10 protein-coding genes and 1 pseudogene are annotated in these 12,500 nt (G+C 70.0%); 4 read left to right on the top strand and 7 right to left on the bottom strand.

Features of this window, described 5'->3' with window-relative positions; translation table 11 throughout:
- Nucleotides 1–202: 202 nt before the first annotated feature.
- On the bottom strand, nucleotides 203–1,099 hold the full coding sequence (locus tag ACZ3TS_RS30640; RefSeq protein WP_467624274.1) for an RNA polymerase sigma-70 factor: 897 nt from the start codon (nucleotides 1,097–1,099) through the stop codon (nucleotides 203–205).
- A 221-nt stretch (nucleotides 1,100–1,320) separates the two neighbouring features.
- Here ACZ3TS_RS30640 and ACZ3TS_RS30635 point away from each other — a divergent pair, with 221 nt between their 5' ends.
- Nucleotides 1,321–1,785, top strand: coding sequence for an LAETG motif-containing sortase-dependent surface protein (locus tag ACZ3TS_RS30635; protein WP_467624272.1), 465 nt, complete (start codon nucleotides 1,321–1,323; stop codon nucleotides 1,783–1,785).
- 101 nt (nucleotides 1,786–1,886) lie between these two features.
- Here ACZ3TS_RS30635 and ACZ3TS_RS30630 read toward each other — a convergent pair whose 3' ends face one another.
- The gene (locus tag ACZ3TS_RS30630; protein ID WP_467624270.1) at nucleotides 1,887–2,744 is read right to left on the bottom strand and encodes an esterase/lipase family protein; all 858 of its coding nucleotides are present in this window, start codon (nucleotides 2,742–2,744) and stop codon (nucleotides 1,887–1,889) included.
- A 194-nt stretch (nucleotides 2,745–2,938) separates the two neighbouring features.
- Nucleotides 2,939–3,385: a MarR family winged helix-turn-helix transcriptional regulator gene (locus tag ACZ3TS_RS30625; RefSeq protein WP_467624267.1), complete on the bottom strand. Its 447-nt coding sequence runs from the start codon at nucleotides 3,383–3,385 to the stop codon at nucleotides 2,939–2,941.
- 91 nt (nucleotides 3,386–3,476) lie between these two features.
- Between ACZ3TS_RS30625 and ACZ3TS_RS30620 the strand changes: the two genes are divergently transcribed.
- Nucleotides 3,477–3,851, top strand: coding sequence for a cupin domain-containing protein (locus ACZ3TS_RS30620; protein WP_467624289.1), 375 nt, complete (start codon nucleotides 3,477–3,479; stop codon nucleotides 3,849–3,851).
- Nucleotides 3,852–3,872: 21 nt separating this feature from the next.
- Here the strand turns inward: ACZ3TS_RS30620 and ACZ3TS_RS30615 are convergent.
- Nucleotides 3,873–4,841 (bottom strand): annotated as a pseudogene (locus ACZ3TS_RS30615) (DNA polymerase Y family protein); the annotation flags it as partial.
- Complete coding sequence (locus tag ACZ3TS_RS30610; protein ID WP_467624264.1) at nucleotides 4,838–8,305, bottom strand: DNA polymerase III subunit alpha; 3,468 nt, start codon at nucleotides 8,303–8,305, stop codon at nucleotides 4,838–4,840. The gene ACZ3TS_RS30610 and the pseudogene ACZ3TS_RS30615, both read right to left, overlap by 4 nt.
- Nucleotides 8,306–8,632: 327 nt before the next feature.
- On the opposite strand from ACZ3TS_RS30610, the gene ACZ3TS_RS30605 reads away from it, so the two are divergent.
- Both ACZ3TS_RS30605 and ACZ3TS_RS30600 read left to right on the top strand, forming a co-directional pair.
- A complete protein-coding gene (locus ACZ3TS_RS30605) occupies nucleotides 8,633–9,511 on the top strand; it encodes a hypothetical protein (protein WP_467624262.1) in 879 nt (292 codons plus the stop codon).
- A gap of 252 nt (nucleotides 9,512–9,763) precedes the next feature.
- Nucleotides 9,764–10,300: a GNAT family N-acetyltransferase gene (locus ACZ3TS_RS30600; protein ID WP_467624260.1), complete on the top strand. Its 537-nt coding sequence runs from the start codon at nucleotides 9,764–9,766 to the stop codon at nucleotides 10,298–10,300.
- 82 nt (nucleotides 10,301–10,382) lie between these two features.
- Here ACZ3TS_RS30600 and ACZ3TS_RS30595 read toward each other — a convergent pair whose 3' ends face one another.
- Nucleotides 10,383–10,985: a nucleotidyltransferase family protein gene (locus ACZ3TS_RS30595; RefSeq protein ID WP_467624258.1), complete on the bottom strand. Its 603-nt coding sequence runs from the start codon at nucleotides 10,983–10,985 to the stop codon at nucleotides 10,383–10,385.
- Nucleotides 10,986–11,344: 359 nt separating this feature from the next.
- The gene (locus ACZ3TS_RS30590) at nucleotides 11,345–12,424 is read right to left on the bottom strand and encodes a S1 family peptidase (protein ID WP_467624256.1); all 1,080 of its coding nucleotides are present in this window, start codon (nucleotides 12,422–12,424) and stop codon (nucleotides 11,345–11,347) included.
- Nucleotides 12,425–12,500 lie beyond the last annotated feature (76 nt).

The following is a 12,500-nucleotide window of genomic DNA, read 5'->3' as shown; positions in this document are numbered from 1 at the left end:
ACAGGCGTGGATCAACGACCCAGCAAAGCGGAGGGAACCCGCGCGACAGATCTCATAGCATTACAAGCGTCTCAATTGACTTGACATCCACCGCCTCGATCGTCTGGGCGACGCCCTGGCCGAGATGCAGGGTCACTGCGTGGAAGGCATCACAACGAAAGCGACGGTCTGCTGCGCTGGGTGAAGGAAAAGGGGCAGCGGTTCAATTGTCCAGGGAGGCAACAAAGGGAGCCAGTTTCGCCGGATTCAACACCCACATGAGGCGTTCGATGCCTCGCGCCGACACATCGACGGACACAAGAGCCACCGCGTTTCCCTGAGCCGTGACAAGGGCGGCCGGCCTGCCGTTGGCCTCGACCCAGCGAATCTCCGTCCGGGGCCAGAAACGCGGGGCGAAGGCGACAATGTACTTGGCGACGTGCGGACGCCCGACAACCGGAATCTTGCTCGCCCCGCGCATCCCTCCGCCGTCGGCGTAACTGACCACGTCCGCCGTGAGAAGCTCCTCGAGCGCCGACAGAGCGCCGGTCTGTGCCGCGGTGAGGAATACCTCCAGCAGGCGCCGGTGAGCGGTGGAGCCGACAGGCTCCTTGCGTTCCGCTGACAGATGCTTGCGGGCGCGGCTCACCAACTGGCGCGTATTGGCCTCGCTCGTCTCCAGGATGTCCGCGATCTGCTTGTACGGGTAGTCGAACGCCTCCCTCAGAACATAGGCGGCCCGTTCCAGAGGGTTCAGCCTCTCCATGAGGTGGAGAACCGCCATGTCAAGTGCCTCAGCCCGTTCCGCACCCAACTGCGGATCCACACTTGTGTCGACTGGCTCCGGAAGCCACGGCCCGATGTACGACTCACGCCGCATCCTGGCGGACTGGGCGAAGTTGATCGCCAGACGAGCGGTGATCGTGGACAGAAACGCCGCCGGCTCATTGATGTCGGCGCGGTCGGCGTTCTGCCACCGCAGCCACGCCTCCTGGACGATGTCCTCGGCTTCCGCCGAACTGCCCAGGATGCGGTACGCGATGCCGAAGAGCCGGGGACGCGCCGCCATGAAATCCCTTGTTGCCTGTTCAATAGAGACTGCATCATCACCGGCGCACATGGACGTCCTCCAGCCCTGCATCCTGATGTTACAAGCCGTCGTAGCAGCACGCGCGCCGTCCGGCACGGGGCGTCTTCTCTCTGTTGTCACGGACCGGCTATGGCACCACCTGAATGGTGGGTGTGGTACCGAGTCAATGCGTTATACGGCTGCAACTTTGATCACTGCCTCGACGTCGATGGCCGAAGCCCGGCGCCTGTGGGGCAGAAGTCCAGGACCACGTGGACGCGCAACTGCTGTACGCGATCCGGCAGCGCTCGGACAGTCCGGAGGCCTTCTACTCGTGTTCGGACGTCACGTTCGGCGGCTCCGACGGCGGCGGCGCGACGGGTACGACGAGCGGTTCGGTCCCGGCGCCGTCCGCCTCCGCGCCCTCCGAGCGGCAGATCGAGGCGGGTGCGAGCAAGTCGACGGTGGTGCACCGCGGTCACGGCGGCTCCACCACCGGTACGTCGGCCGAGCCGACCGCGGTCACGAGCACGCCCGCCGAGGACGGCTCCGCGAAGGCCGCTCCGGCGAACCGCCCGAACGCCGCAGGTGCCGCGCAGAACCTCGCCGAGACCGGGGGCGGCGACTCCACTGCGTACCTGGCGATCGGCGGCGCGGGCGCACTGGCGCTCGGGGCCGCGGCCCTGTTCGCGTCGGTCCGCCACCGCGCGACCGGGGGCGGCCGGCGCGCACGATGAGAACTCCGGGGCCTGTCCGGCGGCTCAGGTCGGACAGGCCCCGGCGACGGCCGCAGCGGCTGGGGACGGCTGCGGCCGTCTCGCGGTGGGCGGACGGGGGGTCAGCTGAACGCGGACGCGCAGGTGGTCGCGGTGGCGTGCGCCGGATCGAGGGCGTTGGCCACCTCGTGGAAGGCGATCCGGTCGGTCAGCCCGATCAGTACGTGCTCGGAGAGGTCGAGCGGGCACAGGTCCTGCAACAGGACGTTGTGGACGTCGGGTCCGCTCAGGAACTGCGAGCTGTACGGCGTGACCACCTCGTCGTACTTGGTGGCGATGACCGTGTAGTGGACGCCGGCGACGGTGTCGCCGCCTGCGTTGAGCTTGGCCAGGAAGGCCGAGCCGGCCACCTGGTCGGCGAGCCCGGGTGTGGCGGTGGAGAGCAGGTCCTCTGCCCCGGGGAAATACGGCAGCAGGTTGGTGAGCCCGCTCAGGGTGGTGCCGTGGTTGTCGGGTGCGATGCCGACGAGGGCGTTCACCTTGGCGGCGCCGCCGAGGAACTTGAGGTAGTAGCGGGGCATCATGCCGCCCTGTGAGTGGCCGACGATGTCGGTCTTGGCGGCGCCGGTCGCGGCGAGCACCTTGTCGACGAAGGTCTGGAGCTGCTCGGCGGAGGTGGCGATGGGGCCGAGTCCGTAGAAGAGCGGGACGCCCGGCAGCCGGCCGTAATCGAGGGAGAAGACGCAGTAGCCGCGGTGCTCCAGATAGGGGGCGAGGGCCAGCCAGTTGTCGACGGAGTTGGCGAAGGTTCCGTGGACGAGGACGACGGGGCGGGGATGGGCGGCGGACGGCTTGCAGGAGTAGTCGTTCCATCCGCTGCTCGACGCGGCGGCCTCGGCGGTGGCGGCGGGGACGACGGCGACCGCGGTGGTCAGCAGGAGCGCTGCAAGCGGTCTGAGCAGGCGTTTCCAGGGCAGCATCGGGTGATCTCCTTGCGGCTCAAGGGAGGTGTGACGGCTCTACGCCCCTGTGATCCGGATCACGAGGATGCTGTTCTCTCGTCAAGTTACGAACGAGTAGCACAACTGTGAAGTTACGCGTCAGTAAAAACTTTCAGCGGCAGCCGCGCTCGGCTGCGATTCCTGGTAGTGGCCTGAGCGTATGTGACGACCCATCACCATGCCGGTTTGATCGGCCCATAAGGCGCGATACGCAGCAACTGCCGCTGCAGGGAGTGAATTTCGGCCTCGCCGAGCAGCTTCACCCACGGCCGTACGGCCTCCGCCGCGGCCTCTTCCGCGGCCCGGGTGCAGGCCCACCCGCGCTCGGTCAGCACGACCAGCCGGGCGCGCGCGTCGCCGGGATGCGGCCGCCGCTCGGCGTACCCCTTGCGCACGATCTCCTCGACGAGCTGGCTCGCGGCCTGCTTGGTCACCCCCAGGTGGGTGGCCAGCTCCGTGACGGTCGCGCCGTCCGGGGCGAGCCGGGCGAACGCGAAACCGTGCGCGGGCCGCAGCCCTTCGAAGCCGCGAGCGACGACACCGTCATGGATGCGCTGCGTCAGTTCACCCGCGACGGCGAGAAGGGCGGCGGACAGGGCCATGGCCTCGGAGTTCTGCACGCAGGCATTGAAACACCCTTGACCCTGTGGTCAAGCTGCTTGACCATAGGAGAAGTAGTCAAGCTACTTGACCATCTATCCGGAGGCAGCCATGCCCGTCGTCCGCTCGTCCCAGGCCGTCACTCATGAGATGCACGGTGCCCGTTTCGTCTCGCACGCCACTCCCCTGACCGGCAGCAAGGAGCTGTGCGCCTGGCGCGGCGAGATCCCCGCCGGCACTCGCGCCCCGCTCCACACAGTCAGCCGGGAGGAGATATTCCACCTGCTCAGCGGCGAACTGCTCATCACGCTCGACGGTCGCACCGAGCGGATCTCCGCGGGTGACACGGTGATCATCAATCCCGGCGCGACCCTCGGTGTGGAGAACCCGACGGGCGAGGTCGCCGTCTCCTGGGTCACCACCTCCATCGGCCTGGAGGCGGAGCTCGCCGACGGCACGCGGATCGCTCCCCCATGGGCCCGCTGACCCGCGAAAAGATGAGCTACGCGCCAACGCCCCCGGCATCACCGCCCGCGGCCCGAACCTCGCTCGCGCGCGGTCCGCGACCTCCTCGATCCGGCGGACCTTCTCGTCCACGGGGTCGAAGGCGAGCTGATGGGCCGCGTGCCCGGCGTCGCTCAGCCCCTCGGCGCGCACGGCGAGCGCGCGCACCCGGGCGCGCTGCAGCCCCAGCGCCTCGTACATGCCGTAGGCCTCGGCCGTGAGCGCCGCCGAATGCGCGGTGGGCTCGGTGAGGGTGCGGCTGCGGGTCGTCGAGGAGCGGTCGGCATAGCGCACGGTGAGGGTGAGTGTGCGGCACACCCGCTCCACGTTGCGCAGCCGGGTGCCCAGTTCCTCGGTGGCCGACAGCAGTGCGCGCCGGTGCCGGTCCGGGTCCAGTTCGTCGCGCTGAAAGGACCGTTCGGTGGCAAGCGAACGCGAGACGGCGTTCGGCACGACCCGGCCGCGGTCGATGCCGTTCGCCTTCTCGTGCAGTTCGCGGCCCGCTCGGGCGCCGACGAGCCGCTGCACGGTCGACAGGGGCGCAGCGGCGACCTTGCCGACGGTGTCGAGCCCGTACTCGCACAGGGTGCGGGCGGTGACACCGCCCACCCCGGGCAGCGCCCTGACCGGCAGGCCGGCCAGGAACTCCGAGACGGCGTCCGGTCCTTCGGGCACCACGCGGATCACCCCGGGCGCCGCCTCCCGCAGGGCCATGCGGGCCAGCATCGGTCCGGGCCCGGCACCGATCGCGCAGTCGACGCCGTGGTGCGCGAGGGCCCGTACGCGGATCAGCGCGGCCAGTTCGACGGCGTCCCGCCCGAAGTACCGTTCGGCGCCCCGCAGATCGGCCAGCGCCCGGGCGGGCGGCAGCGCCTCGACGACGGGTGTGAACTCCTCGAGGAGTCCGAGCAGTCCCGGCAGGGCCGCCTCGTACATCACCGGCAGCTGGAAACGTACGCAGAGGATGGTCATCCCGCACTCCCCGGACTCTGGTGCCACAACTTCTTTCCACCCGCCGGGCCCTCGCCCGCGGGACGCAGATCGGCCCAGGGGTTCATCTCGTACCCCGTGGCCATGCGGATGCGCCGGCCCTTCGCCGCGTCGCCGTCGCCGTCCGGCTGCTCCGAAGCGGGCTCGGCCAGCCGCTCCGCCACCACCTCGAGGCCGCCCTCGGCGCGCAGTTCGGCGAGTTCGGCAAGGTTCCAGGCGGCGGAGCCCACCACGCTGAGGCTGCGCGGTCCGCGTCGCTGCACCACCCCGCGCACCAGTAGCAGCCAGGAGTGGAAGACGGTGTGGGCGCAGGTGTCGTGGGAGTCATCGAAGAAGGCGAGGTCGACCAGGCCCGTGCCGTCGTCGAGGGTGGTGAAGATGACCCGCTTGCCGGAGCGGACGGGCGGGGTCTGGGTGGCCGCCTTGGCGCCCGCGACCAGCACCGTCTCGCCGTGCCGTGCCGTGCGCAGCCGACGTGCCGAGACCACGCCCAGTTCGTCGAGGAACGCGCGGTGGTCGTCCATCAGGTTGCGCGAGGCGTCCATGGAGAGAACGCCCAGTTCGGCGCTGAGCCGCTCCGCCGCGGAGAGGTCGGGCAGCCCCGCCGGGGCCGTCTTCCGCCCGCCCGCCAGGGGGAGTTGGCCGCCGCCTCCGCCTCGGGCGCCCCGGTGCAGTTCGGTCAGGTGCAGCTGGAGATCACGGCGGTTGGCGCCGAACGGGTCCAGCGCGCCGACCTGGGCGAGCCGCCCGGCGACGGGACGGCTCGGCCGGGCCCGCTCCCAGAAGTCGAGCAGCGAGGCGTACGGCTGCCCGGCCTCGATCCGCTTCGCCTCGGCCTTGCTGATGCCGTGGACGTCGGAGAGGGCCAGCCGGAGCCCCCACCGCGCGGAATCACCTGATTCAGACACCAGTTCGATACGATGAGCAGCCCCCGATTTGTTCACGTCCAGCGGCAGGATCGGTACCCCCCGACGCCGCGCGTCCGCCAGCAGCAGCCGCTTGGGGTACATCCCGGGGTCGTGCGTGAGCAACCCGGCGTAGAAGGCAGCCGGGTGATGGGCCTTCAGCCACGCGGACTGGTACGTCGGCACGGCGAAGGCGACCGCGTGCGCCTTGCAGAAGCCGTAGGAGCCGAAGGCCTCGACGATCTCCCAGGTGCGCCGAATCGTTTCTGCGTCATACCCGTTCGCCGCCGCCTGCTGAGCGAACCAGACCTGGATCCCCCCCTGCGACTCCGCATCGGACAGCCCGCGCCGCACCCGGTCCGCCTCGTCGCGTCCGCAGCCGGTCATGATGTCCAGGATATGGATGATCTGCTCGTGGAAGACGACGACGCCGTACGTCTCCTTCAGCGGCTCCTCCAGGTCCCGGTGCGGATAGCGGACGGGCGCCCGCCCGTGCCGCGCCTCGATGAACGGCCGCACCATGTCGGCCGCGACCGGACCGGGCCTGAACAGCGAGATGTCGACGACGAGGTCGTGGAAGCCGGCCGGCTGCAGCCGCCCGACCAGGTCCCGCTGGCCCGGCGACTCGATCTGGAAACAGCCCAGCGTCTCGGTGGAACGGATGAGGTCGTACGTCGCCGGGTCGCCCGGCGCCAGGGAGTCCAGGTCGAGCCGCTTCCCCGTCGTCCGTTCCACCTCCGCGACCGCGTGCGCCATCGCGGACTGCATCCGCACCCCGAGCACGTCGAGCTTGAGCAAGCCGAGCTCCTCGACGTCGTCCTTGTCGAACTGCGACATGGGGAAGCCCTCGCCGCTGGTCGGCATGACCGGTGTACGGGAGAGGAGAGAGGCGTCGGAGAGCAGGACCCCGCACGGGTGCATGGCGACTCCGCGCGGAAGGGCGTCGAGGGCCTCGACCAGTTCCCAGAAGTTTCCGTACTTCTCCCGCTCCGCCGCCAGGTGCTTGAGTTCGGGCAGTTCGTCGAGGGCCGCACGGGCGTCGCGGGCGCGGATGTGCGGGAAGGACTTGGCGATGCGGTCGATATCGGCCGGGTCCATGGACAGGGCCGCGCCCACGTCGCGGATCGCGTGGCGGACGCGGTAGGTCTCCGGCATCGCGACCGTCGCGACCCGTTCGGTGCCGAAGCGGTCGATGATCGCCCGGTAGACCTCGAGCCGGCGCGCGGACTCCACGTCGATGTCGATGTCGGGCAGGGCCACACGGCGCTTGGACAGGAAGCGCTCCATCAGCAGCCCGTGCTCGACCGGGTCGGCGTGCGCGATGCCGAGGAGGTGGTTGACGAGGGAGCCCGCGCCGGAGCCGCGCGCGGCGACCCGGATGCCCATCCTCCGCACGTCGTCCACCACTTGGGCGACGGTGAGGAAGTAGGACGCGAAGCCGTGGTGGGCGATGATGTCCAGCTCCTCGTGCATCCGCTCCCAGTAGGCGCGCCGGGCGCCGTAGCCGCGCAGCACCATGCCCGCCGCCGCCCGGGAGGCGAGCGCGCGCTGGGCGGTGCGGCGGCCGGCCCCCACGAGGTGCGGCTCGGGGAAGCGGACGGTGCCGATGCCGAGGTCGTCCTCGGGGTCGACCTGGCACTCGGCGGCGGTGTCCCGGGTCTGCTCCAGCAGGCGGTACGCGGTGTCGCGGCGGTAGCCCGCGGCCTCGACGACCCGCTCGGCGACCGCGAGCATGGCCGGTGCGTCCTTGAGCCAGGCCTCCCCCGAGTCCAGCTCCTTGGTGGGATCGATGGGGACGAGGCGGCGGGCGGCGTCCAGCACGTCGGCGACCGGGCCGAGGCCCGGGTCGGCGTACCGCACGGCGTTGCTGAGCACGGGACGGACGCCCTGCTCGGCGGCGAAGCCGAGGGTGCGGGCGGCCAGGCGCAGCGAGCCGGGTCCGGTGCCGGTGCGGCCGTGCCAGACGGCCTCCAGACGCAGGGCGTCACCGTAGACCTCCCGCCAGGACGCGAGGAGCCTCGCCGCGCGGTCCGGCCGCCCCGCGGCCAGGGCGCGGCCCACGTCGGAGGCGGGGCCGAGCAGGACGGTCAGGCCGTCGGCGTGATTGTCGGACCAGGACAGCAGCGGCGTGCCCGATGGGCGTCCCCCCTGCTCGAGCGAAGTCGAGAGCTTGGGGGAAGTATGGGCCGCGGTGACGAGCCGGCACAGATCGGCCCAGCCGCGGGCGCCGTCCCGGGCGAGGAAGATCGCGCGGGGCGTCGACTCGTCGATGAAGGCACCGCCGCGCACGGGCGTACGACGACGCTCCCGCCGCACGGGCTCGGGCTCCCCCACCGCGAGCTCCGCCCCGAACAGGGGCCGGACGCCCGCCGTCGCGCAGGCCTTGGCGAACCGGACCGCACCCGCGACGGTGTCCCGGTCGGTGAGCGCGAGGGCGTCCATGCCCTGCTCGCCGGCGCGCTCGGCCAGCCGCTCCGGGTGCGAGGCGCCGTAGCGCAGGGAGAACCCGGAGACGGTGTGCAGATGCGTGAAACCCGGCACACGCACCTCCCGTACCCATGAGCTCCGCACACAGCTCTCGAACGTCCGTTCCCATCTCTCCCACCCCCACCATAGACCAATTTTCGAACTGTCGTGCGACATCCGTTCGAGCCTGTCCCACCTGCGTGGACCCGGGTGTGACGTCGACTGGTAGTTGGCCATCTCGTTCGATAGTTGGCCAGCTCCCTCGATCGGGCGGTCACGAGGCGGTGTCTTCTGATCAAGTACGGCCTTCGGTACACGGGGCAGGAGCGGGGCTGCTGTGCTGGCGGGCGCCGGGCGGGCGGCCTGATGCGGGCCGGGATCCTGGCGTTGGCGCCGGGAGCCGTGATTCGGCTCAACGGCGTGGAGTGGACGGTTGAGGAGGTCGAGCCGCAGGCCGGAGCCGTGGTGCTGCGGGATGCCGCAGGTGAGGTGGAACGCCGCCCGATCCGGTGGCTGATGCACCACCCGGACTGCCGGCCTGGCAAACCGGCCGCGGAAGCGGCCCCTCGCCCACGCGGGCAGGTGCTGAAGAGCGATCTGAGCGAGGACCAGCTGAAGCGGGCACGACTGCGGGCCGGGCACGTGCTGGAGGCGGAGACCGGCTACCGCGCCGGCCACCCGGCGCGAGCCTTGCCGGGCGAGCCGCGCCCCGAGTACGACCCGGCTACCACCACGGTGACCCAGCGGCGCCGGGCCAAGGCCGCCGAGCTGAAGGCCCTCGGTCCCGCGGAGGCGGAGATGCTGGGGCTGGCGCGCATGAGCGAGCGCACGCTGCGGCGGCTGGCGGCTGGCAGCATCGAGGACATCGTGGCCGGCTGCGCGGATGGCCGGTGGACCCGCCGGGGCGGCGGGCACCCGAGCGTCACGGAGGAGATCCGGGAGGCGATCTTCGCGGTGAGACGCGAGTGCCTGCATCGCTCGCGCATCAGCATGCGGGCCAAGCATCGACTGCTGCACCAGTACGTCCGCGAGGTGTTCCCGGACTTTCCGACCGAGAAGGTACCCGGCTACGACACCCTGACCGCGGTCTGGGAGGAGTGGTTCGGCCCTGGCGGAGCCCGGCAGCGCTACCTGCGCACGGCGGACGCCATCGGGGACACCTCCGCCCGGGTGGTGGTGCACCGCCCGGGCCAGGTCGTCGCCCTGGACACCACACCGTTGCCGGCACCGCAGGCACTGGGGATCGATCGCCAACTCCCTCGCCACTGGCTCTGTCCGTGATCCGTGATCTCGTTTGTCGTTGAGCGCGGATGACGCCATCGTGTCGGCGAAGGCGATGTCGCCGGGTTTTACGGGCAGTTGGAGCCTTGTCATCGACCGGGCATCAGAACCCATCCTTAATCCCGCAGAGTGAAGCAGCGCGGCTTGTGGCTCGTTGGAGGGGATGTGAGAGAAGAAGGACGGGCCCGGGCAGGTGAGTTGATCGGTCGGCGAGTCTTGATCGCTACCAAGCCTGCTGATTGGCTGGTCGGCATGACTGATCTTGGACCCGTCACCTGGCCGCCTGCCCCGATCAGGACCAAGAGGCTCGTGCTCCGTGAGTCCGAGGCCCGGGACCGTGCGGCGTTCATCGAGTTGTTCGCCTCATCGGACGTGCACACCTACCTCGGTGGTCCTCGACCGCGTGATGAGCTCGAACGCGAGGTGCCTGAGATACCCGGACGGCGTCCTGGCTTCTTCGTGATCGATCTCGACGGAGCGATGATCGGCCAGATCACGCTCACCAGAGACACGGGGCACCTTCGGCAGGCTGCCGGGAAGGCCGAGCTCGGCTACCTCTTCCTGCCGGAGGCCTGGGGACGCGGATACGCCGCCGAGGCCTGCGCAGCGGCACTGGGCTGGTTCACCGACGCACTTCCCGGCGAACCAGTGGTACTCGCCACCCAGACCGCCAACGTCCGCTCGATGCGCCTCGCGGCGAAGCTTGGCTTTATCGAGGTAGAGCGGTTCGAGGCTTACAGCGCTGAGCAGTGGTTCGGCATGTGGTCCCCGGTCGCGCTGTCCGACTGAGGTCGTGCTCGGCGGTGTCCGCACTCATCGCGATGACGCCGGGCGAGCGCGAGGAGATCAATCGAGGTTCAAGGGTGGGTTCTCAGCTCGGTGTCGGCCACGGCAGCACGGAGAGCTCGGGCCACTGGCTTCTCCACCGCAGTGCCTTGGCCTCATAGACAGCCTGCGGGGCGAGTGCCGGATTGGGACGGACAACGAGGTCGAACACGTCGGAGAGTCCGTGGGGGGCATAGACGCGCCATCGTCCGTCCGGCTCCAGCCGCACCCCCAAGCAGCACGTCGTCGCGGCGAAGGAATCGATCGCGGACTCGGTGGATTCGTACGGGGCGCAGGGCACGCCGAACTTCTCCTCATACCAGAGGTGCACGCGCGCTTCGTTGCGGATCTCCACCTCGGCGGGCACCCCGTCGAACAGCTCCTGCCCAGCTTTGATCACCGCGTCTTCCGCTTCCCAGGACAGATCGGAGCTGTCGAAGTAGAAGACGTCGTAGTCCTTGATGCCGCTGGTCGGCGGCTTCTCGGTGACGACGTTCCACACCGTCTGGAATAGGCAGCCTGCGGTCACATACCAACCGGGCAAGTCAAGCGTCGCAGTTCTGGCCAGCACATCCGTCAAGACGTCATTGCGGGAGAGGACTGTCTGCAAGACGTCCAACTGCTCATCAAGGGGAAGTCGACCAATCATTGGTTCTGACTATCACGACGGGTTCACTCAAAACGATGACCGGGCGACCGCCCCGCACGCGGACAGGCTCTCGGGGTCTGCATAGCCACGGGAAGCAACCCGGCCAAGCATTCTTCGTGACCAACGAAGCCCTTCTCCCGCCAGCTATCGCGGACAAAGCCCGCCAACCCGCCTGAGCAGAAACCGCGCGAGCAGCGAAGCTGCCCCGCCTCAATCGCCAACAAGCGCGAACGGTCACAGGATGCCGGACCGCGCGGTGATCGGGCTCGGCGCGCCGGGACGGCGTCGGCGCACGCGCGCATACGGAAGTCCCGCCCCCGGATGCGCGGGAGCGGGACTCCGCCGGGCCGGCGGGAGGGTCAGCCGATCTGGGCGCCGAAGGCCGAGAGCGCCTCGGTGACCGGCTGGAAGAAGGTCTCGCCGCCCGAGCTGCAGTCGCCGCTGCCGCCGGAGGTGAGGCCGATGGCGGTGTCGCCGTCGAAGAGCGAGCCGCCGCTGTCACCGGGCTCGGCGCAGACGTCGGTCTGGATGAGGCCGCTGACCGTGCCCTCCGAGTAGTTCACGGTGGCGTCCAGGCCGGTGACGGTCCCGGTGTGGACCTGGGTCGTCGAACCGCTGCGGGTCACCTTCTCGCCGACGGTCGCGTCGCCCGCCTTGGTGATCGCCTGCGTGGAGCCGTCGTAGAGGTCGACCGCGCTCGGGTGGTCGACCTCAGCGGTGTACTTCACCAGGCCGAAGTCGTTGCCCGGGAAGCTGGACTGCGCGTTCTGGCCGATCACGTTGCCGCTGGAGTCCGACCAGCTGGAGATGGCCTCGGTGCAGTGTCCGGCGGTGATGAAGTACGGCTGGCCGTCCTTGACCACGTTGAAGCCGAGCGAGCAGCGCCCGCCGGAGCCGGTGATGGCGTCGCCGCCCGCGATGAAGGGCTTGAACTCACCCTTCGAGCGCTTGAGCACGGCCGTTCCGCCGAGTCCGTCGACCACCTCGCCGAGCTTGGCCCACTCGGACTTCGAGACGGTCCTGTCGGCCGTGACGACGACCTTGTTGGTCCTGGGGTCGGTCGCCCAGGAGGTGCCGGGCAGGGTCGCGTCCTTCTTGAGGGTGGTACGGGCGCCCGCCAGTTCGGCCAGGGAGTTCTGGACGACTCTCGCCGTGGCGCCGGCCGCCTGGACGGCCTTCGCGGCCGTCTCGTCGAGCACGTTGACGACGAGCTGCTCCGTCTTCGCGTCGTAATACGTTCCGGCCGCGTCGGCGCCCAGGTCCTGGCCGAGCGTCGAGGCGAGCTTTCCGGCCGCGGCGGCCGAGAGCGTGTGGGGCGCCTCGGCCTGCGGGGTCTCGCTCGCGTTCGCATTCTGGAAGGTGACGCCCGCGGCGATCAGCGCGGCGACAGCCGCGCCGGCCATGGCGGCCCGCCGCCTGGATATTCGTCGGTGCTTCAATTCACGTCCTCCTGTGGGGGGTCGGCCGCGGAGATTGTGGGGACCGCCGCGACCGGAAGGCGTACGGGAACGGAGG

Source organism: Streptomyces sp. NPDC022910 (assembly GCF_055561075.1).
Note: the sequence above shows the minus strand (reverse complement) of the source record. Positions and strands in the feature narration are given on the sequence as shown.